A 22,350-nucleotide genomic window follows, 5' to 3' on the forward strand; every position below is an offset into this window, starting at 1 on the left:
ATTTACCTTCCACACCTTTGGCAGCACAAAAAACCCCTTCTGCCTATAACAGACAAGAAGGGGTTTGAATTAACGTACAGTCCATTCCGCCTTCTCATCTTCGGAAATAAATTTCCTCTGAATTTGGCACCGGGCATGAATATGCTGGTTGCCGAGGCTTCATTGGGTCAGTCCCTCCGCCTCTCTTGATAAGAAGTTTCTCAGTATTTAAATTAATTAGATAAATCATAAACATATAAATGAACTTCGTCAACCACTTTTTGAAAATTTGCTGTTTAAATTAATTTCACTAATCAAAAGTATGATCAGGATCTTCATATACGATTTCAAGAAAATGCTTAAGAATTCTGGCAGTAAGCCCCCATATGACTTTGTCTTCAAAATAGTAAAATACTTCTTCTACCTTTCTGGTTTGCCAATTATAATTTTCCCCTCCAACGATTAAGTCAAAAGGGAAATTTTTTTCAGGTTCCACCTTAAAATTCACATGGTACGTTTCCGGCTTCACTTCCTTGAGAAATGCAAGGGGAACGGTAAACACTTCTTCCACTTCGTCCGGGTTCGGGACAATCTGGTTTGGGGTTTTAATGATGCCTGCAAAAGGATAAATGATCTGTCCAAATGAGATCATGTAATCTAATGGGGAAATATTCGTAATGCTGTCTTCACTTATGCCAAGTTCTTCAGAGGTCTCACGGATTGCAGTATGCTCCTCATCCCTATCCCCTGGATCAATCCTTCCGCCGGGAAAACATACCTCACCAGGCTGTCTCCTCAACTGGAGTGAGCGCACTTCAAAAAGAACATGTATTTCATCATTTATTTCCACCAGCGGAAGCAAAATGGCAAACTTCGCAAACCGCTCACTCCCTAAAATAATGGGTGTCCGACTCTTCAGCCTATCAGCCAGCTTCTCAATCTCCATCTATCCACCTCCAGCAGCAAGTTCCAGATAATAGAATGATATCTTCATCATACTGTATTCACAGGGATTTATTAATTCATACGGCTTGCAGTTGATAAATATTTCAGAAATCAACTCTGTATTGCCTTTCTTAACAATGTTTTTGATGGAAAATATGTTTTACTCACGGACCGTAATGTGACTGATCAAGTGGATTGGGATGAACGAAAAACTTAGGAAGGGGTAAAAGCATAAATTGAAGTCCACCGGATACGGGGGCTATTTTTTTGAAAATAAAAAAGAGAGGTCCCCCCCTCTTTTTTAAGCGTACATTTTCTTATTATCTTCCTGCCTGAAAAAGCTCTTCATGGCATGGAATACATCTGCTTTTTGCTTAAGGATATAATATCGGAAATCATCATTTTTGATGTTTTTATACGCGGACATTAGGGTCGAGTGGCGGTTGTACTGGTTGACCTCGCCATATCCAAACATATTGGATACTTTCATTAGGTCTTCCACTAATTTAACGCAACGGGCATTATCAGAGGTCAGGTTATCACCGTCAGAGAAGTGGAACGGGTAAATATTATATTTCCGCGGATTGTATTTCGAATCAATCAGTTCAAGCGCTTTGCGGTAAGCAGATGAACAAATCGTTCCTCCGCTTTCCCCTTTGGAGAAAAAGTCCTCTTCTGAGACCACTTTCGCTTCAGTATGGTGGGCAATAAATGCAATCTCTACTGTTTCATATTTGGTCCTAAGGAATCGGGTCATCCAGAAGAAAAAGCTTCTAGCCATATACTTTTCCCAAATCCCCATTGAACCGCTGGTATCCATCATCGCAAGTACAACAGCTTTTGAATCAGGCTTTACAATCTCATTCCATGTTTTAAATTTCAAATCTTCCTTATAAATCGGGTGGAAGGCTGCCTTTCCGTTCATTGCATTTCGCTTGAATGCCGACATCATTGTCCGCTTCTTATCAATATTGCCCATGAGGCCTGTTTTGCGGATATCATTAAATTCAATGTTTTCCACCAGGTTTTCATCCTGCTCTTTTTTCTTTAGGTTAGGCAATTCCAGCTGTTTAAAGAGCGCCTCTTCAATTTCCATTAATGATACTTCAGCTTCGAAATAATCCTCGCCTGCCTGGTCGCCTGCTCCCTGCCCTTTTCCGGGCCCTTTTTGGCTGCCGGATCCGTCGCGTGCCACTACATCTCCAATCTGGCTATCTCCATCGCCCTGGCCGACATGTTTGTTTTTATCGTAGTTGTAACGGATCTTGTATTCATCCAATGAACGAATTGGTATTTTTACAACTTCCCGTCCATTCGACATTACAATGTTTTCTTCCGTTATCAAATCAGGCAAATTGTTGCGGATTGCTTCTTGAACTTTATCCTGATGACGCTGCTGGTCATCATAGCCTTTGCGATGGAGGGACCAATCTTCTTGAGAAATTACAAACTGATGGTTATTGACATTCGTCATGTTAACCCCTCCTTTAAAAAATATAATTTTTTTCACACATTCCGGCTTTCCAACATACAATATCGCGAGTGTCAAAAAAGATACATCTTCCCCTAAATCAGCAGTCTGCCTGCTTTTCCATGGACTCTTTTCCTGGCAGCCGATTATCATAGGCCCCAATAAAATAAATGTTTATTACTCTATCTTATGCAAGAAGACAAAATAATTTACAAATAATTTAGACAATAAGACATCTGTAAGCTCTTTTGGACAAGCCCATTTTTAAAATCAGGACAATGCCTATTCAGCTTAACTAAAAAATAAACCTCCGCATTTTTAGCGGAGGTCTTTGTCTTTCTGTTTATGCTGTATTGGATCAGGATATTTATCATAATCCTCTCTTAATTCTTGATTGGTCCGCAAGTTTTCCATTTGCTTTCCCAAATTCTCCATTTGTTCGACATTTTCTGCCATTGAGCTGTTTCTCGGTGTATAATTCTTGTCCAATTCTATCTTTTTCATGAATATCACCTCTGTTTTTTATATACCCCGGTTTGCCTTTTTTAAACTTTTGCCCATTCCCAGCATAAATATGGGCTGGTAAAAATATGATTAACCAAAGGGGGGGATTTAATGAGCGAATTCCTATGCTGTGGCTGGTGCGGAGAATTATCCATTTATGATCGGACAGCTTATATTGAAAATAAACCCGTTTGCCCTGAATGCCTGGAGAAAAAAGCCAAGTCCAAAATAAAAGATGAAGATTGATTATTGAGGCGATAGTGCCTCTTTTTTGTTTGGATTTTTTATAAAAAGTCTATTTATCAGGTTTTTTGTCAATTTCGTCTTCATATAATAAAAGAACATAATAAATTTATTAAAGCAGGCTGCTTTTTATTTCTGCTCCCACTCCTTTAATCATTTAATCCGATTGAATATGGGACTTATTTGCAAGTTTCCCGTTATATTTGCAAAATTTTCGAATATATTTGCAGCTTTCAGCTTTTAATTGCAAAATTTTAGTTATTTGCAAAATCTGCATACAAAAAAGCCTGGCATCCATATCTGCCAGGCTCTATTAATATTTATCGATTAAGCAGGCTTCCTACATAGCGCAGCAATTCATTAGCAGAAGTTGAGTTATAGCCATGCTCATCTATTAGCCTCGCTACAACCTCATTGATCTTCTTCAGCTGCTGCTCATCTGGTGTCTTGGAGGACGTAGTGATCTTCACGACATCTTTCAAGTCAGCAAACAGCTTCTTCTGGATTGCTTCACGCAGGCGGTCATGTGAATTATAATCAAACCGCTTCCCTTTCCTTGCATAAGCGGAAATACGGATTAAAATTTCCTCACGGAACGCCTTCTTCGCATTTTCTGAAATGCCGATTTGTTCCTCAATTGAACGCATAAGCTTTTCATCAGGGCTGATTTCTTCGCCGGTTAATGGATCGCGAAGCTTTGCCTTATTGCAATAAGCTTCGACATTATCCAGATAATTTTCCATAAGCGTCTTTGCAGATTCTTCATATGAGTAGACAAATGCTTTCTGCACTTCTTTTTTGGCAATATCATCATACTCTTTACGGGCCAGGGAGATAAAATTCAAGTATCTTTCCTTTAGCTCCGGAGTGATGGATGGATGCTGATCCAGCCCTTCTTTTAAGGAGCGCAATACATCCAGCGCATTAATGCTAGTGATGTTTTTGCGAATGATGGTAGAAGAAATTCGGTTGATGACATAACGAGGGTCAATTCCGCTCATGCCCTCATCCGAATGCTCTTTCTTCAATTCCTCTACGTCCGCCCTGTTGTATCCTTCCACACTTTCTCCATCATAAAGCCTCATTTTCTTAACTAAATCAATATCGCCTTTTTTCGGATCCTTCATGCGGGTAAGGATTGTAAACATCGCAGCAACCCGTAAAGTATGAGGTGCGATATGCACATTGGAAACATCACTTTCACGGATCATTTTGTCATAAATCTTTTCTTCCTCTGAAACTTTAAGATTATAAGGAACAGGCATGACGATTATCCGGGAATGGAGCGCTTCGTTTTTCTTATTTGAAATGAACGAACGGTATTCCGTTTCATTCGTATGCGCGACAATTAGCTCATCCGCCGAAATTAAGGCGAAACGCCCGGCTTTAAAGTTGCCTTCCTGAGTTAGTGACAATAAATGCCATAAAAATTTCTCATCACACTTCAGCATTTCCTGGAATTCCATCATACCGCGGTTTGCCTTGTTCAGTTCCCCATCAAAACGATATGCCCGCGGATCTGACTCTGAACCATACTCAGCAATGGTTGAAAAGTCAATACTGCCAGTCAGATCGGCAATATCCTGTGATTTTGGATCTGATGGGCTGAAGGTTCCAATTCCTACCCTGCGGTCTTCGGAGAAAATGACTCTTTCAATCATAACATCTTCAATACGGCCGCCATATTCCTGCTCAAGACGCATACTGTTTAATGGCGATAAATTTCCTTCTATCCTGATTCCATATTCATCATAAAAGTCTTTGCGAAGATGATGCGGAATTAAATGAAGGGGATCTTCATGCATCGGGCAGCCCTTTATCGCATAGACTGCTCCCCTATCAGTAAGGGAATATTGCTCCAAACCTCTTTTTAGCATCGTCACTAATGTTGATTTACCGCCGCTGACCGGTCCCATTAATAAAAGGATCCTTTTTCGGACATCCAGGCGTTTGGCCGCCGGATGGAAATATTCCTCCACGAGTCTTTCAAGAGCTTCTTCAAGGCCAAACAGCTGATTGCTGAAAAACTGATATCGTTTTTGCCCCTTCACATCTTCCACACCGGCATCTTTTATCATGTTATATACCCTTGAGTGTGCTGACTGGGCAACCCATGGCTTCTCTTTAACAATTTCTAAATACTCTCCAAAAGTCCCTTCCCATTTAAGCTTTTCCTCTTCATGTCGATACATCTCAATTTTTTTTAGAATATCCATAAGGACCTCCCCCTGTCGCATTATCAGAGACGATTAATATACTCTATGCGCTTGGGCAATTGAACATGCGTAAATCTGTTGAGAGTTTGGTTTGTTCTTCGTTGATTTTAGCACGGGACACTTTTTTCCGCGGGGAGGGATAAGAGCCTCCCCGGCTTCGCCTGTGGGTCTCCCACTCCCTCTCTTCTGAGCAGGACATTGGAAAAGCATCCTTGAATAAACATCCGTAAAGAAATGCGGAGCATTTTCAAGGAGCCAAGCGCCCTCCGCTTCAATTTACACAGTTGGTTAAACTAAGTTCGCCTTCAAATAGCAGCAAACTTTACGAAGAGAGCCTCTTTTATGAAAATGGCATGAATTACTGTTTTTTTAAAAGCCTGCAGCAGCCAAACCTGAAAAAAAAACTCCACACTTTTCATTCACAGTTAATCTGTTTTGGGCTATAATAAGCTTATATTAAAATCGCATATTAACGGTCAGTAAAATTCCTTGCTTTATTTCAATTTAATAACTAGGATATATTAAAAGAAGTTAAGCTGACCGTAAAGGCCCGATTATGCTTGCCTATTGATATATACGCTAAAGGAGGATTACATATACATGGGTACAATTATTATTATTGGTGTAATGGTTGCTTTCCTTGCTGCTATTTTCACTGCCGGATACGATGACAAGCCAGGCGTAAGCAACAAATAAGCTGCTGATTTCTCAGCAGCTTTTTTCTTTTTGCGTTCTGATGACCAGGGACTTAATTCCGTGGCAGGCACTCAGGCTCCTGGTGCTCCTAGGACCCTGCACTTTCGATGTCTCTTTGGTTACAGTTTCCCCCAGAAAGGTGAATAAGCATTCATAAATAAACACCGCACGAAGGAATGCAGCTGCATTTTTGCGGATATCTCGTCTTCCCGCTCCAAACAGCATAGATTTAATTAAAGAAAATCCTATCTTAAATCCATTTTCTTCTTTTGGACAAAATCCTTCATATACATTCTTGTCTGTTTTTCCATCAAGCCGCCGATTTGACTGGTCCATGTGTCCTTCCGTTTGCCGCCAGTCCGCTCATTATAATACTCGGAGATGATTCTGTTATACACTTCAAGCTCCTGACGATAGGCTTCTTCATCTTGTTTATATTCATTTTCATGGTATATGTGCTCAAAAGGAAGTCTTGGCTTCTTATCATTCTTTTTGGAAGGATAGCCCACTGCCAAACCAAACAGCGGAATAACACGATCCGGTGTTTTTAATAGCTCGGAGACACCCTCAAGATTATTTCTGATTCCTCCAATATAGCAAATTCCCAGTCCCATGGATTCAGCAGCAACCGCAGCATTTTGTGCTGCTAGTGCAGCGTCAATGACTGCAACCATAAACTTCTCTGTACTTTCTATGGAAGGAATCACATCTTTGTTTTCCATTTGGCCAATTACCTCGTGTCGATGCAAATCTGCACAAAAAACAAGGAAATGTCCATTTTCAGCCACATAGCTTTGATTGCCGGCAAACGCAGCCAGCTTTCCTTTCTTTTCTTTATCTGTAACCCCAATTATTGAATAGGCCTGGACAAAGCTTGATGTGGAAGCAGCCTGGGCAGAAAGTACGATCGTTTTGATCTGCTCCCTGGATAGAGGCTTCTCTTCAAAATGGCGCACTGAACGATGGTCCATTAGCAGTTTGGTTACTTCATTCATTCAACTCATTCCTTTCCTATGTATCTTATCATTTTACCCAGAAAAGAAAGTTTTCTCCAAAGGAAAAGGCCTGACTGAAATCAGGCCTCGAACACTTTTAATTTGGCTCTTTTATCATAAATTATTTTTTTTACTTATAAATTCTGCCCGCTGATTTCAGCACGGGGCATATGCTTTCCACGGGGAGGGTGAGAGACTCCTCGGCTTCGCCTGTCGGGTCCCCCTTCCCTCTCTTCCCGCAGGAGTCTAATGCCCTCCGCTACAGTCAACTCAGCTGGTTAACCTTGTTTAGGACTGAAAAGCAGCAAACTTTATGAAAACAGCGTTTATTTTAAATATAAATAATCCTGCTGCCGCAGCGCTTCATAAACCAGAATCGCTGCAGTATTGGAAAGGTTTAAAGAACGGACATTGTCATTCATTGGAATCCTTAAAGCACGATCCTTATTGCTTTCAATCACATCTTTTGGAAGTCCGGTCGTTTCCCTGCCAAAAATAAAATAATAATCTTTCTCCACATTGCTGTAGTCAAAAGTAGAATGTGGCTTAGTACCATACTTCGTTAAATAGAAATACTCCCCGCCTTCACTGCTTTTAAAGAAATCGTCCAGCGAGTCATGATAAACGATATTTACATATTGCCAATAATCCAATCCGGCACGCTTCAGCATTTTATCATCTGTTGAAAAGCCAAGCGGGCGGATTAAATGCAATGTCGTATCAGTTGCCGCGCAGGTACGGGCTATATTTCCAGTGTTAGCCGGAATTTCTGGCTGATATAATACTACATGCAATCCCACTTTTTTCACCTCTAATATAAACTCTGCATGTTGCTATTATATCACTTTGAAATCCCCAGACAAATTACCGGTCATCTGTTATTGAAAAAAATTTATATTTTATATTGGGCGTATAGGCTGTCGAGTCCTCATAAGCCCAATAGCGCATTCTGCAGTTGTACGTATGGGCATTGACCAAAGGCATTCCTGCCGCATCTTTTCCAGTAACCAGCGTTGTATGGTCAAACCGCCCGTCTCCCTGAAAATCATAGCAAATGACATCTCCCAACAGGAGCTGATCCGGACTGGAAACCTCCTTTGCCCTTAATCCCGTCTTGGATCCCGGTAGATACCACCTCATTGAATTGGCGACCGACCAGCTGAAGCTCCAGTTTTCGCTTCTCATCCACCAGCCTTTTCCGCGGTTTGGGTATCCCCTCATCGGTCCTCCCCCTGCATGCAAGCATTGGGATATATAATTAGTGCAGTCTACCTCAAACTTTTTATAAGCAGGATTATGGCTGTTCCACCATTTTTCTGCATATTGCACAGCCTTCATGCGTTCATATCTATACTCAAGTCTGATTTCTTCCTCCTCATTTTCCAGAGAGAAATCCTCTCCTGCTATCCTGATATCTTTAAAAGGATTTTTCTCCTGATCCTCTACTAAAACACCTTTATAAAATTCAGCTGTACGCTCTTCGATTTCTTCTTCCATGTAGAGCAAGCCTTTATGCTTAATTAAATATTTGAAGTGGACTTTGTATTCAACCGGCTTTACATCGTCCTTTTCCTTTCCAACCTTGGTCACTTTTCCAGTTGCCTGGGCTTTCACAATCTCGCCCGATCGGCTCAGTAAAGATTCTTTCTTTTGTTCAATTTTCGGGCAGGTATGGATTGAGCTTCTTGAATGGGAAACACACTGCTGTACTCTTTTAACCAAAAGTTCTTGAAGCTGGTCCCTCACGCATCTCACTCCTCTCATACTCCATACATATGAGGGCAGTAAATGGACCTTGCTTAAATTTTTGCTTTAATTGTCAGCCTTTAACCTTTCGATCGTTCTTTCCAGCTTATCTTTTTTGCTAAAAAGCCCATAAAAAAAGAGGGAGAATCTCCCCCTCTTCATTATTCTATAATACTTAAGCCTTTTTCGATTTCCGCCAAAACCTTTTCGTCTTTTTCCTGTACTGAAGCGTCCTCCAAGGCAGATACGGACTCTTTTCCGCCGATTTTCCCCAGTGCCCATGCAGCCGTTCCCCGGATAACCGGACGCGGATCGGTTGTCATGACTTTAATCAGATCATTTATAGCGGATTCATCTTTATAATGGGCAAGGGCTATTATGGCGTTCCGCTGGATTGGCTTTTTCCCTCTCCAGGAGCCAGATACAGGGCCGAACTTTTCCTTGAATTCACGGTTGCTGATGAAAAGAAGCGGCCTTAGCAGCGGCTTCGCTACTTCCGGATCGGGCTCCATTTCTTCATGAAAATGAAAGTCCTTCCCTTTATTCTCTGGGCAGACCGTTTGGCAAGTATCACACCCATAAAGCCTATTTCCCAATTTTTCTCTGTATTCATCTGCAAGAAAGCCTTTTGTCTGCGTTAAAAAAGCAATACATTTTTGCGCATCAAGCTGCCCGCCCTGAATTAAAGCTCCGGTTGGACATACATCCACACATTTATTGCAGCTGCCGCAGCGGTCTTCCATTGGTTCGTCAGGCTCAAAAGGCAAGTTCGTAATCATTTCCCCCAGATATACATATGAACCAAATTCAGGTGTGATGATGGAGCAGTTTTTCCCGCTCCAGCCTATGCCTGCTCTCTGTGCCACTGCCCGATCCACTAGCTCGCCTGTATCCACCATGGATTTGCAGATTGCTTCAGGAATCCTCGCATGAATAAATTCTTCAAGCTTTTGAAGGCGATCCTTCAATACATGGTGATAATCCTTGCCCCAAGAAGCACGGCAGAAGATCCCTCTTCTTTCGCCTTTTTTGCTGACAACTCTCACCTTCATTTTTGAAGGATAAGCAAGTGCAATCGAGATAATTGACCTTGGCTTGTCCATTAGCAGACTGGGATTAACTCTTTTCTCAATGTCCGGCTCTTCAAATCCTGAATGGTATTGAAGCTCCTGCTGACGGATTAGCCTGTTCTTCATTTCATCGAAAGTGCTGGCGGTTGTAAATCCGATTTTATCAATGCCAATTGTTTTACTGTATTCAATCACTTCTTGCTTGAATTGTGCAAAGTCCATTGCTGGTGCCTCCTTTCAAGAAAAAATTATATATATATAAATGCCGTTTATTTATTGAAACATCGCTTATTATGATAAACTATTTTAAAGTAAAATTGGAGGTGGAAAGCTTGGAAATTACGATTTCTCCCGAGTTATGCAATCTATTTCCCCATTTTAAAATCGGTTTTATTACATATAAAAACATTGAAGTCGGACAGTCTCCGCAAATGGTTAAAGGCCGTCTTCAGCTTTTCCAGGAATCTATTTATTTTGATTTAGAGGATAAAAATGCAGCAGACCTCGAGGGCATTAAAGAATGGAGACAAATTTTTAAAAAAGCAGGAAAGGATCCCAACCGTTACCGCCATTCTGCAGAAGCTTTGTACCGAAGAATTAAAAAGCAGAACTATCTGCAGCCAGTTAATAGCTCAATAGATATTAACAACTTCTTCTCATTGGAATATCAAATTCCAATTGGTGTTTATGATGCAGACAAGCTTTCTGGCGATTTATCAATCAGAATCGGCAAAGAAGGCGAGGAATATAACGGTTTGAATGGAAGACCCAATTCGCTGGCTAATTTAATCATTAGCGAAGATACAGAAGGCCCTTTTGGCAGTCCATTTGTCGACTCAGAAAGAACAGCAGTGACAGAACAAACCAAAAATGCCGTTCAAATCGTTTATTTACGCCCCTCTCTGGACACATGGCAAGCAGAAAAAATGGTCGAGTCTTTAATGAACATGTACATACAAGTCCATGGGGGAGAAGGAAGCTTTAAGGTAATTGGATGCTAACATTCCCACAAAATTCGAGTGGTACCTGGTACCGCCCGGATTTTTTTAATTAATAGCCAAAAATTGAAAAAACGCAATACCTCGTCTTTTTTGAACGAAACACTGCGTTGGCTATGTATGGAGCGGGTGAAGGGAATCGAACCCTCATCATCAGCTTGGAAGGCTGAGGTTTTACCACTAAACTACACCCGCATTTGTATTAAATTACTGACTACTTGTTTTCTTCCTGCTCTTGCATGCCTCTTTCACTGCAAGCCCATTCAGGGAAGCTAGATGCGTCGAGGCAACTCGCTGTTGATTCATGGAAGTGTCACTCGTGGCTGAGGTTTTACCACTAAACTACACCCGCATATATAAATTGTATTTTGCAGTTATCTAAATTATGTTAATTTTACCGGTTTTGTCGAATCGAGTCAATAATTAAATAAGCTCTGTCGAATCAACTATTTAATAGTACTAAATTCAGCAGAAATAGTCAACCGTTTTTTGAGAAATTTGTCGAAAAAAGGACCGGGGAGAAATTAATTAAATTTCCTCCCCAGCTACTTCTTTTTACACCCACCACATAGACGCTGGCTGCTCCTCAATTAAAATAGACTGCAAATTTTTTACTGCCCGTGTAAATCCTTCTTCAATCGACATCAGCGGATCTTCGTGCTCAATGCTTACAACATAATCATATCCAAACGTTCGTAAAGAACTCATCATATCTGACCATTCCTGAAGGCTGTGTCCACATCCAACGGACCGGAATGTCCACGCTCTGGTCTGGACATTGCCATATGGCTGCATATCCGTTAAGCCGTACATATTTACATTTTCCTGGTCTATATATGTGTCCTTTGCATGGAAATGGTGAATGGCATTTTCTTTACCCAATATTTTTATAGCTGCAACAGGATCAATTCCCTGCCACCATAAATGGCTTGGGTCCAAGTTTGCCCCGATAGAATCACAGGTTTCTTCCCTTAATTTTAAAAGCGTATAAGGAGTATGCACGAGGAAGCCTCCATGTAGCTCAAGACCGATTTTGACATTATGGTCTTTGGCATACTTGCCTGCTTTTTTCCAATAAGGAATAAGTTTTTCTTCCCATTGCCATTTTAATATTTCACCATATTCATTCGGCCATGGAGCAACAGGCCAGTTTGGATAAGCGGCATTTTCCCCGTCCCCTGCTGTTCCGGAAAAACAGTTTACAACAGGAACATCCGTCAGGCCTGCCAGTCTAATGGTGTCATACAGTACCCGATCTGATTCCTCTGCAAAAGCCTTATTAGGTGATAGTGGATTTCCATGACAGCTGAATGCGCTGATTTCCAGTCCTCTGCTTGTTATCTTTGTCAAATACTCATTGCGGCGTTCTTCACTTTCAAGCAGCTCCTGCAGATTGCAATGGGCATTCCCTGGATAAGCACCCGTTCCGATTTCAACTGCCTTAAGACCTGCAGCCTTTACATAGTCAAGCATTTCCTCAAAATTTTTGTCAGCAAATAGAACTGTAAATACGCCAAGCCTCACAATGTCCCCTCCTATTGCTTGAAATTTTCTTCTTTCCCCATTTCACTGCTTTTATAGATTGCATCAATTATTCTTGTTGTCTGCAATGCTTCTTCAGCTTTAACCTCAAATTCTTCCCTTCCAAAACAGCTATTAATAAAATTCCGGGTTTGGGCTGAAGCGTAATCTTCTTCTCCAGGCAGCCAATCTGCTCGGGTATTAAGCAGCATCCCATGCTTGTATTGATTGATCCTAAGCGGGAACAAATCAATTCCCCCATATTCTCCAGAAAGACTGATGCATTCTTCATCACGTTCAATATTGGCTGACCAGGAAGTTTCAAAAAGCAGGGATGCACCATTTGCAAACTTAACGTAAGCTGTAACATGGTCGTCAACATTAAAGGTTTCATGGTCAAAAGTTCCCCACAGATTAACCTGGCCAGGCAATTTGCTTAACGTATTGTATGCTGTCCCAGTTACTTCTGTCTCTTTAGGATTCCCCATAAGCCAAATGGAGAGATCCAATAGGTGGCATCCATAATCAATCAAGCTGCCGCCCCCCTGCAGTTCCTTATTCGTAAAAACACCCCAGCCCGGCACCTTTCGCCTTCTCATGCCCCTTGCCCTTACAGCAAATGGCTGGCCTATTTCATTTTCCAGTATAAGCTTTTTAGCAGCTTGAGCTTCTTTCATAAATCGATAATGATAACCAATGGCCAAAACTTTTCCGGACCTATCCCTTGCTTCAATCATTTTGCTGCATTCCTCTAATGACATGGCCATCGGCTTTTCACACAAAACATGCTGACCGGCGTCCAATGCAGCGACTGCAATCTCAGCATGGAATTTATTCGGGGTACAAACGACCACTGCATCAGTTTCATTGAACAAGTCTTTATAATTTACAAAAGACTTTTCGATACCGAACTGATCTGCAGCATGTTTGGCTGATTCTTCACTTACGTCACATACACCCGTAATCATCACACTATCCGCAAATTTTAAAAGAGCAGGAATGTGCCTTGACTTGGCAATTCCGCCAGCACCGATAATGCCTATCCGCAATTTCTCCATTGTTGCACCTCAGTTGATTTTTACTATTTGTTTGGTCTTGCTGGATTCCAGAGCAGCAAGAATGACCTCAAGTGACTTTATTCCTTCAGAACCTGGAATAGCAGGCTCTTGATCATTAAGAATGCAGTTTACGAAATGATCGATGACGCCCGAATTCTTTTGGCCGCCCTCATCGTTTGTCTGGATTCCGCCAAGTTCATACTTTACTGTTTCTCCGTTGGCATAATGAACAATTAGGGAATTTATTGGATCATCCTCTAATCTTAAAATTGCTTTTTCTCCATAAATAATCGTAGAGTTATCTTCCCTGGAAACATAAGACCAGCTTGCAGCCAGTGTACCGATTACACCGCTTTCTGTTTTTAACACGCATACTGCAGTATCATCTACATCGGTATTTTCTTTGGCACTTGTTTCAACAAAGGCTCCCACCTCAGTGAATTCCTCTCCAAATATAAAGCGAAGGAGATCTGTTTTATGGACTCCCAGGTCTCCCATTGCGCCAATAAAAGCCTGATCTTTCTTGAAAAACCAGCTGTCCTTTCCATCCGCACTCCATCCTTCAGGTCCTCCATGCCCAAAAGCCGACCGGAAACTGTAGATTTTCCCAGCTTCGCCTTTCTCAATCAGTTCTTTTGCTTTTCTATGTGACGGTACAAATCGCTGATTATGTGCAATCATGAGTTTTTTGCCGGTTTTACGGGCTGCCTCATTCATTTCCCTGGCCTCTTCCATAGTGGCAGCCATTGGCTTTTCACATAAAACATGCTTTCCTGCATATAAGGCTGCAACTGAAATCGGGGCATGAAGATAATTCGGCGTGCACACACTGACTGCGTCTATATCCTCATCAGCAAGCAATTCATTATAATCGGTGAACGCTTTCGCCTGATATATCTCGGCAAATCCATTAGCTCTCTCTTCATTAATATCACAGACCGCTGCAATGGCAGTCTCGCTGTTTGCATGATATTCAGGCATATGGCGATGCTTAGCAATGCTTCCGCAGCCAATAATTCCGATTCTGATTTTCTTCATTCTATTTTTCCACTCCTTCCGTTTTGGCTCTAATACTCTCCAAAGGTTTTGCATTTCCATAAACCGGGGTTGGAAGATTGGCAGGCTTAGCCCATTCAACAGCATTTTTTATGACTTGCTGAATGTCCTTATGATAGTAAGTTGGATACGTTTCATGTCCCGGGCGGAAATAAAACACCTTTCCCTTGCCACGCTTATAGGTACAGCCGCTCCGAAAAATTTCCCCGCCTTCAAACCAGCTCACCATAACCAGCTCATCCGGTGCCGGTATATCAAAATGCTCTCCGTACATTTCCTCCTGTTCAAGTTCAATATATTCACCCAGCCCTGCCGCAATCGGATGGCCGGGATCTACAATCCAAATCCGTTCCTTTTCGCCAGCTTCCCTCCACTTTAAATCACAAGAGGTTCCCATTAATGCTTTAAATACTTTGGAAAAATGGCCTGAATGAAGAACAATCAGGCCCATACCATCCAGCACCCTTTGTTTTACCTTTTCAACAATCGAATCAGCTACTTCACCATGGGCGAGGTGCCCCCACCAAATCAATACATCTGTTCCATTTATAACTTCATCAGTAAGACCATGTTCAGGATCATCTAAAGTTGCCGTGCTAACTCTATATTTTTCATCTTTTAAAAAGCCTGCAATTGCCCCATGTATTCCACCAGGGTATAGTGATCTAACCTTTTCATCTATCTTTTCGTGACGGTTCTCATTCCAAACAAGTACGTTCAGCATGTTATTCCTCCTTCAAATAGTAAACCGATGAGCTCCTATACTCATTGGGGGAAATTCCTTCTGTCTTTTTAAAGACCCTGCTAAAATATTTCTCATCCTGATAGCCTACATGAAAGGCGATTTCATAGATTTTGAGCTTTGGATTCTGCAAAAGCTCCTTCGCTTTTTTCATTCGAATATTTGTGACAAAATCGGTTATGGTAGCCTTATATTCCTGTTTAAACTTTCTTGAAATATACTCCCTGCTCAGGTAAAAACGATCGGCAATTTCCTGAAGATTGATATCCTTGTTGTAGCTTTCAAGCAAGAATTCTTCTATTTGCTGAATCACATTTTTCTCGCCGTTATGATTTTGCTGATCTTTTTCCGGAAAGCTTTGCCGATTCCATTCAGTGACGGCCCTTTCCAATGTTTCGTTTAAAATTTCTGGATCGATAGGCTTCAAAATATAATCAAAGCTTTTATAGCAAATCGCGTTTCTCATGTATTCAAAATCATCATATCCGCTGACCACAATTGTTTTACTGGAAATATCCGATGAATGGATCCATTTTAAAAGACTGATGCCATCTCTCTTTGGCATTCTCATATCTGTAAAAATAATTTCCGGCCGATGTTCGGTTATCAGCTTCACTGCCTCATTTCCATCAGCCGCTTCCATAATTGTATTAATGCCATAACGGTTCCAATCTGCTAAAAGCATCAAACCTTCACGAACATGTTTTTCATCATCCACAATTATCGCTTTCATCCTGACCACCTTCCATCCTTTTTGGAAGCTTAATAGAAACAATCAGCCCGCCATGCTCAAGGTTCCTAAGCTTAAGGTAGGCCCGAGCGCCATAATACAGCTTTAAGCGCACATATACATTTTTTAAGCCAATATTCGTTTCCTCTCCCTTTTGCCCAATGCGGTCATTCACTAGACTTCCATGAATTTCATCCAGTCTGGCTTCCGCAACACCTGTGCCATTATCCTCCACAAAAATATCCAGAAAAAACTCATCCTGCCTGCAGACAATTTTTATTTCCCCTGTTTTTTCACGTGCATCAAATCCATGTTTAAAATAGTTTTCTACAATAGGCTGAAGAATCATTTTAGGGACCGGCAGCATCATTGCTTCTTCATCAAGTTCAAAGGAGAACTGAAGCTGATCTCCAAATCTCTCCTTCTGGAGCAGAAGATATGCCTTTGTATGATCAATCTCCTTTAATAGCGGTACCATGCCCTCCTCCATATTCATGCTATATCTCATAATTTTCGACAGATGCGTGACTGAAGAATAGATCTGAGGGACCTGGTTCTTTAGAGCAGCCGTGCCAATAGACTGCAATGCGTTATATAAAAAGTGCGGGTTGACCTGTGACTGAAGAACCTTTAGCTGATTGGTTTTATTCTCCAATTGCAGTTTGTACTCCCGGTTAATTAAATCATTAATCTTATCAATCATTTGCTTAAACCGGTCACCGAGATAGCCAATCTCATCATTTCCAAAAGACCTAAAACGAACCTTTAGATTCCCTTTTTCAACTTGTTCGATATATTGCAGAAGGATCCTGATTGGAGAGGTTATTCTAAAAGAAATAAATAAGGTGGCCAGAATAACCAGAGCAAGCCCGATAACACCAAACATAATATTGATTTTCGCCACATTAAATGCACTTTCATATAGAGTTGTATAAGGGACTCTCTTCACAAGGTACCAGCCGCCAGAATTTTGCGACAGTTGATCATAAATCATTACACCATTGAAGGCTCCTTCTTTCCATTCAACTGTACCGTTTTCTTTATTGGTTTTAGTCACCCATTCTATCCACTTTTGATTATAAGATCCGCCTTCGGATTCATCGAAAGATCGGTAAATCAATTCTCCTTCTGGAGAAACAATATAAAACTCTTCATTGTCTTTTGTGTAGAGATTACGGCTAATATTTGTGATTTGGTCCGGAGAAAACTCCAAAGAGATATACGCAAGCACTTCATCAGAAGGAATATTAACCAGGGATCGGTGAAGTGTAATTACATTTTTAGGCTTCTTATCGTCAGGTTCCTTAATTTTATGAATAGGCTCCAAATACATATTACTCGGACTTTCTTTTGCCTTAATGAAATATTCCTGATTCGTGTTCGACCATTTTTTTGAAAATATAACAGTAGAACGCTTGGAAGCGGTGATCATCCGGTCTTCCTTTGAAATGGCGATATTTACTCTTTTTATATTTTCTTCTGCATACAATATGGTTGAAATCACATTCCTTGTGGCTTCAACAGCCTGGTAATTGTTTGCCTTTTGTGGATCCCTTAAAAAATTTATAAATCCCGGATTATTATAAAGCGATAGCGTTAAGCCATTTAGTTCATTTATGTAACTTTCAAGGTTCACTTTGCCTTGATATAATAGATTGCTGTTTTCCTTAATAGCCTGAATCTTCAGTGATTCCGTCGTATGATAATACGTTATCACAATTGAAGTTCCAAAGGGCACAATCGTTGCAATCAGCAATAGAACAATCAGTTTATTTCTAATGCTCCCCTTAAACATTTACATCCTCCGCTGCTGTGTCTTTTCCAATAGTATAAAGGGAACTCAGCCTGACAGATATACTTTTTTTATATATGCAATAGAAAGCATATCTGCAGGAGACATGCTTTCTATGAATGCCATGTAAATTATTTCAAGTTGTCCCAGGATGCCTGGAATCTCTCAAGTACAGTATCATAGTCAATCTTGCCTGCGGCATATTCCTGGATTGTGGCAGCAAACTCCTTATTAGCCCCATCCGGCCATCTGAACCAAGTCCATGGAATCGTCTTGTCTTCCTTCGAATATTCGAGGATGGACTGGCCAAGTGGCCCTAATCCGTTCGGCTCAATATTGTCAAAGGCAGGAATAAACGCGAATTCTTCTGTGATATAGCGTCTTCCTGTCTCAGAAGATACCATCCACTCAAGGAAAAGCTTGGCTTCTTCAAGATGTTCGGAATTCTTATTAAGTACCCAATTGTTTGGAACGCCAACAGGCAAACGGTCGGCCACAGCTTCCTCATCACTTAGCGGAATTGGAATGAATCCCATATTGATATCAGGGTTAATTTCAAGAATCATGTTTTCCGTCCAGTTACCCTGCTGAAGCATAGCCGTTTTGCCTGATGCAAATAAGGTAACTTGTGTATTGTAATCAGTAGTTAATGGGTTGTCATTTCCAAAGTTAATTTCTGTATCCATCACTTCTTTAAAATCTTTAAATTTGTCGTTTCCAGTAATTTTTTCTGATCCGCTATACAAACCTTCAATAAATGCTTCCGGATCCTCCTGCTGAGCAAATGGGATGTTCAATAAATGCTGCCCGATTACCCACCATTCGCCATAGCCGGCAGAGAAAGGCGTAATGCCTTTATCCTCTAATTTTTTTGCTGCATCCTTAAGCTCAGATATTGTGTTAGGAGGCTCTGTAATTCCTGCTTCATCGAATAAATCTTTATTATAAATAAATCCATATCCTTCAAGGTTTACTGGCATGCCATACAGCTTGCCATCTGTATCCGTCATAGGCACTTTCCCGATTGGAAGCACATGCTCTGCCCAAGGCTCATCCGAAAGGTCAGCAAGATGCTCTTTCCAAAGCTCCAGCTCCTTGAAACCGCCATTGTTAAAAATATCAGGATGTTCGCCAGAAGCGAATTTTGCTTTTAAAGCAGCACTGTAGTCAGCACCGCCGCCAACTGTTTCAAGCTTTACCTTGATGTTTGGGTGTTCCTTTTCAAACTCAGCAATCATTTCCTGTAGCTGGTCTGCAATTTCAACTTTAAATTGGAACATATTCAGTGTTACAACTTCATCCTCATTCTTTGAATCACCCTTTTGCTTTTCATCCCCCGAGGAACTTGACGAAGAACAGCCTGCGATAATGCCTGCCGCCAAAATCATTGACATCAATAAAAGCGCCAATCGTTTCATATTTGTTTCCCCCCTGAAAAAATTTTTATATAAATTTCTGCCGCGTTTTATTTAGCGGCAAAAATCTCTATCCTTACTTGATAGATCCTTGGGCAATGCCTTTAATAATATGCTTTTGCAGGAACAAGAAAAAAATGATAACCGGTGTGATGCCCATTACAAGAGCTGCCAGTCCCATATCCCACTGTTTCGTGTATTGTGCAAAAAATGAACTGGTAGCCAATGGAATCGTTCTTAATTCTGCATCCTGAAGCACAAGCAGCGGCAGCAAATAATCATTCCATATCCATAATGTATTTAGTATAACGACTGTAACCGTAATAGGTTTTAGGAGAGGAAAAACGATTCTCCAAAATACTCCAAATTGGCTGCAGCCGTCTATTCTTGCTGATTCTTCAATCTCAATTGGAACTGTTTTAATAAAACCATGGTACAGGAATAATGACAGCGGTACGCCAAAGCCAAAATACATAATAATTAATCCGGGTATACTGTTTGTCAGATTTAATGTACCGCCCAGCTTCATCAGCGGGATCATAACCGTCTGAAAAGGTATAACCATAGCCGATACAAAGAAAACAAACAGGATTTTACTGAATTTTCCCGGTGTCCGGACCATCTTCCAGGCCGCCATGGAACTAATGACAACAAGTCCGATATTGCTTATTACCGTTATTATAAGGGAATTCCAGAAGGCTCGCGGAAAATTAATAATATCCCATACCTTCACGTAATTCGAAAATAAAAACTCCTTCGGCCATGCGGCAGCATCAATCAAAATATCCGCAAATCCTTTTACCGAGTTTATAAAAACGAAATAGAATGGAATGAGGAAAATGATTCCAAATATGATTCCGATTATCTCGAGAATAAATGTATACTTCGTATATTTCGGATTCATTATGCCTCAACCTCCCTTTTCTTTGTCATCATTACCTGTACCGTTGTGAAGATTGCTACAACAACAAAGAACAAAATTGATTTTGCGGTACCAAGGCCGTACCGGTTATTTTGAAATGCTTCCTGGTAGATATTAATGGCAACTGATTGCGTTGAATTAAATGGCCCGCCCCCAGTAAGCGAAATATTCAGGTCAAAAATTTTAAATGCCATCGAAATGGTTAAGAAGAAACAAATCGTAAATGCCGGCAAAATAAGAGGAATGATGATTTTTGTCAAAAGTGTCCAATTGGAAGCCCCATCGATCTTCGCTGCCTCTAAAAGAGTTTGATCAACCCCCTGAAGAGCCGCAATATAAATCACCATCATATAGCCGCTAATCTGCCACGCAAACACAATCACAATACCCCAAAAAGCAGTTTTCTCATCGCCAAGCCATGGCAGCTTAAAAGCTGAAAGATCTGTGAGATTTCCAATTGCCGCAAATCCCTTTACAAAAATAAACTGCCAAATAAATCCCAGCAAAAGCCCCCCAATAACATTAGGAATAAAAAAAACAGTCCGCAATAAATTTCTAGACTTCAAAGCTGCATTTAATAATAAAGCAAGTCCAAAACCGATCAAATTACTAATAATGACCGAAGCCAACATAAACTTTGTAGTAAAGATAAAGGAATCAAAAAACTTTGGATCATTTTTAAAAATCTTAATATAATTTTCAAGACCTACCCACTCAACCGCAGAACTTACTCCATTCCAGGATGTAAACGAATAAAATATCCCCATGGAAAAAGGAATAATCTGAATCACCAGGAAAAATAACAGCGCTGGCCCTACAAAAGCCCCGTAAGTTAATACCCTCATTAACTTAGCCTTTTTCCTGGTTATTGTCTTCATGTCTGATTTCATAACGGGTTCTTCAATCTGAATCTTTGTCTCCAAACTACTTCACCGCCCCCTCTGCACTTGCAAATGCTTTCCTACATTATATTTGAAAACGCTTGCATATATGGGTGACTCAATTGACCGAAATGGTGCAATATTTTGACTAGTAGTATTTCAAAGGCTTCTCAAAGAGAGCTTTCAGAATGTAGACAAACCCCTTTTTCAAATGAAAAGGGGCTTTATATCCTTTTTAACCGCATATTTAGGTATATGGGGATTTAAGAAAGAACCCCATAAAAATTGATTGTATAATAATGATACAAACCGGCTGTCGACTTTGTGAACAACCTGAAAGCTCTCATAAAAGAGAGCTTTTTCTTGTTTAAATGAGAAGAAATACTTAAAATGAATTTATCTTGATCTAAGGACGTGAAGTATGATATTAAAAACCCGTTATGAAACAGAAGAGCTAAAACTGCTCCGTTACTTAAATGGAAGGATGCATCTTCCTTCAAAGGATTACACCCATTATTTAAACTTAGAAAAGGGCTATTCAGGGGAAAAACAGTTTGATAAGCTGCTGGCGGATCTACCCGATGAATGGATCATAATTAATGACTTGCTGCTTGAAATCAGCCATACAATCTTCCAGCTCGATTCATTAATTATTACAGGAGATTACTTACATGTTTTTGAGGTAAAGAATTTTGAAGGTAACTTTTTTATTGAGCAAGATAGATGGTATACTGCATCGAAAACTGAAGTTAAGAATCCTCTGCTCCAGCTGCAGCGAAGTGAATCCCTGCTGAGGCGACTTCTTCAAGAACTCGGATTTAAACTTCCTATAATATCACACCTCATCTTTGTTAACTCCGAATTTTATTTGTATCAAGCACCTTTGAATCTGCCAGCTATATTTCCAGCACAAATTAACCGCTTTATGGACAACTTAAAGAATAAATCTATTGCACCTAACAGAAGGCAGATGGCACTTGCGGAAAAATTAATATCGCTAAATTTGAAGGAAACATCTTATGGACGGATCCCAGAATATACGTTTGAGGAGCTTGAAAAGGGGATCAAGTATAAATGTCAACGCTAGGATGTACATTTTCGCTCGTTTTAGGATGTGCATTTTTGATACTTGTATACTTATACCCACCCCCAGCCTAGTTAGGATGGGGGAAAGTGTCATTAAAAATAATTGTTTCCTGTACGAGCTTCTAACTGATTATTTTCTTCTCTTAGAGCGTTAATTTCATTCTTAAGTTCATTTATTTCCTCTAATAATCTTTCAATCTTAGTTTGATCATCGATTCCTTTTTCATATGTTGTGCCTTTCCATCTACACCAATCATTGAAATCATAAAGATCATCTTCGGAAA

General features: G+C 40.5%; 21 protein-coding genes, 1 tRNA gene and 1 riboswitch. Of the genes, 3 read left to right on the forward strand and 19 right to left on the reverse strand.

Annotated features, from left to right (window positions below; all coding sequences use genetic code 11):
* Positions 1-91: 91 nt before the first annotated feature.
* A riboswitch (SAM riboswitch) is annotated at positions 92-195 on the reverse strand.
* Between the two features lie 94 nt (positions 196-289).
* The 3 genes from L634_RS0115685 to L634_RS0115695 all read right to left on the reverse strand — a co-directional run bounded on the left by L634_RS0115685 (position 290) and on the right by L634_RS0115695 (position 2,899).
* On the reverse strand, positions 290-925 hold the full coding sequence (locus tag L634_RS0115685) for an NUDIX hydrolase (RefSeq protein ID WP_026583258.1): 636 nt from the start codon (positions 923-925) through the stop codon (positions 290-292).
* 300 nt (positions 926-1,225) lie between these two features.
* Entirely contained in the window at positions 1,226-2,398 is a 1,173-nt protein-coding gene (yhbH, locus tag L634_RS0115690) for a sporulation protein YhbH (RefSeq protein WP_026583259.1), read from the reverse strand.
* Positions 2,399-2,713: 315 nt separating this feature from the next.
* Positions 2,714-2,899, reverse strand: a complete 186-nt coding sequence (locus tag L634_RS0115695) for a hypothetical protein (RefSeq protein WP_026583260.1) — start codon at positions 2,897-2,899, stop codon at positions 2,714-2,716.
* Between the two features lie 111 nt (positions 2,900-3,010).
* On the opposite strand from L634_RS0115695, the gene L634_RS34675 reads away from it, so the two are divergent.
* Positions 3,011-3,145, forward strand: a complete 135-nt coding sequence (locus L634_RS34675) for a hypothetical protein (protein ID WP_269521558.1) — start codon at positions 3,011-3,013, stop codon at positions 3,143-3,145.
* A 317-nt stretch (positions 3,146-3,462) separates the two neighbouring features.
* On the opposite strand, the gene L634_RS0115705 is transcribed toward L634_RS34675, so the two are convergent.
* From L634_RS0115705 to queG, 5 genes are all read right to left on the reverse strand, one after another.
* On the reverse strand, positions 3,463-5,358 hold the full coding sequence (locus L634_RS0115705) for a PrkA family serine protein kinase (protein ID WP_026583261.1): 1,896 nt from the start codon (positions 5,356-5,358) through the stop codon (positions 3,463-3,465).
* Between the two features lie 941 nt (positions 5,359-6,299).
* A complete protein-coding gene (gene nfsA, locus L634_RS0115725; RefSeq protein WP_026583263.1) occupies positions 6,300-7,049 on the reverse strand; it encodes an oxygen-insensitive NADPH nitroreductase in 750 nt (249 codons plus the stop codon).
* A gap of 326 nt (positions 7,050-7,375) precedes the next feature.
* Positions 7,376-7,849 (reverse strand): tRNA (uridine(34)/cytosine(34)/5-carboxymethylaminomethyluridine(34)-2'-O)-methyltransferase TrmL, encoded by a 474-nt coding sequence (gene trmL, locus L634_RS0115730; protein WP_026583264.1) that lies wholly within the window; start codon positions 7,847-7,849, stop codon positions 7,376-7,378.
* A 64-nt stretch (positions 7,850-7,913) separates the two neighbouring features.
* A complete protein-coding gene (locus L634_RS0115735) occupies positions 7,914-8,795 on the reverse strand; it encodes an amidase domain-containing protein (RefSeq protein WP_026583265.1) in 882 nt (293 codons plus the stop codon).
* 161 nt (positions 8,796-8,956) lie between these two features.
* Positions 8,957-10,087: a tRNA epoxyqueuosine(34) reductase QueG gene (gene queG / locus L634_RS0115740; RefSeq protein ID WP_026583266.1), complete on the reverse strand. Its 1,131-nt coding sequence runs from the start codon at positions 10,085-10,087 to the stop codon at positions 8,957-8,959.
* A 110-nt stretch (positions 10,088-10,197) separates the two neighbouring features.
* Here queG and L634_RS0115745 point away from each other — a divergent pair, with 110 nt between their 5' ends.
* Positions 10,198-10,866 (forward strand): B3/B4 domain-containing protein, encoded by a 669-nt coding sequence (locus L634_RS0115745; RefSeq protein WP_026583267.1) that lies wholly within the window; start codon positions 10,198-10,200, stop codon positions 10,864-10,866.
* Between the two features lie 118 nt (positions 10,867-10,984).
* Here L634_RS0115745 and L634_RS0115750 read toward each other — a convergent pair.
* From L634_RS0115750 to L634_RS0115795, 10 genes are all read right to left on the reverse strand, one after another.
* Positions 10,985-11,058, reverse strand: a tRNA-Gly gene (locus tag L634_RS0115750).
* 360 nt (positions 11,059-11,418) lie between these two features.
* A complete protein-coding gene (locus L634_RS0115755) occupies positions 11,419-12,387 on the reverse strand; it encodes a sugar phosphate isomerase/epimerase family protein (RefSeq protein ID WP_026583268.1) in 969 nt (322 codons plus the stop codon).
* A gap of 11 nt (positions 12,388-12,398) precedes the next feature.
* Positions 12,399-13,442, reverse strand: coding sequence for a Gfo/Idh/MocA family protein (locus tag L634_RS0115760; protein WP_026583269.1), 1,044 nt, complete (start codon positions 13,440-13,442; stop codon positions 12,399-12,401).
* Positions 13,443-13,451: 9 nt separating this feature from the next.
* Positions 13,452-14,480, reverse strand: a complete 1,029-nt coding sequence (locus L634_RS0115765) for a Gfo/Idh/MocA family protein (RefSeq protein WP_026583270.1) — start codon at positions 14,478-14,480, stop codon at positions 13,452-13,454.
* 1 nt (position 14,481) lies between these two features.
* Positions 14,482-15,222: a ThuA domain-containing protein gene (locus tag L634_RS0115770; protein WP_026583271.1), complete on the reverse strand. Its 741-nt coding sequence runs from the start codon at positions 15,220-15,222 to the stop codon at positions 14,482-14,484.
* 1 nt (position 15,223) lies between these two features.
* A complete protein-coding gene (locus tag L634_RS0115775) occupies positions 15,224-15,973 on the reverse strand; it encodes a response regulator transcription factor (RefSeq protein ID WP_026583272.1) in 750 nt (249 codons plus the stop codon).
* Complete coding sequence (locus L634_RS0115780; RefSeq protein ID WP_026583273.1) at positions 15,951-17,765, reverse strand: sensor histidine kinase; 1,815 nt, start codon at positions 17,763-17,765, stop codon at positions 15,951-15,953. The genes L634_RS0115775 and L634_RS0115780 overlap by 23 nt, the downstream gene beginning before the upstream one ends.
* 128 nt (positions 17,766-17,893) lie before the next feature.
* Positions 17,894-19,180, reverse strand: a complete 1,287-nt coding sequence (locus L634_RS0115785; protein ID WP_026583274.1) for an ABC transporter substrate-binding protein — start codon at positions 19,178-19,180, stop codon at positions 17,894-17,896.
* Positions 19,181-19,253: 73 nt separating this feature from the next.
* A complete protein-coding gene (locus L634_RS0115790; protein WP_026583275.1) occupies positions 19,254-20,081 on the reverse strand; it encodes a carbohydrate ABC transporter permease in 828 nt (275 codons plus the stop codon).
* Positions 20,081-21,022: a carbohydrate ABC transporter permease gene (locus L634_RS0115795; RefSeq protein WP_026583276.1), complete on the reverse strand. Its 942-nt coding sequence runs from the start codon at positions 21,020-21,022 to the stop codon at positions 20,081-20,083. Before L634_RS0115795 ends, L634_RS0115790 begins: the two co-directional genes overlap by 1 nt.
* A 379-nt stretch (positions 21,023-21,401) precedes the next feature.
* Between L634_RS0115795 and L634_RS31265 the strand changes: the two genes are divergently transcribed.
* Positions 21,402-22,067, forward strand: coding sequence for a nuclease-related domain-containing protein (locus tag L634_RS31265; protein WP_051428355.1), 666 nt, complete (start codon positions 21,402-21,404; stop codon positions 22,065-22,067).
* Between the two features lie 92 nt (positions 22,068-22,159).
* Here L634_RS31265 and L634_RS33885 read toward each other — a convergent pair.
* On the reverse strand, positions 22,160-22,350 hold a 191-nt coding region (locus tag L634_RS33885; protein ID WP_026583277.1), incomplete at its 5' end, for a hypothetical protein.

Origin of the sequence: Bacillus sp. J33 (assembly GCF_000518885.1) — a bacterium.
In the GTDB taxonomy this organism is placed as follows: Bacteria; Bacillota; Bacilli; order Bacillales; family Cytobacillaceae; genus Cytobacillus.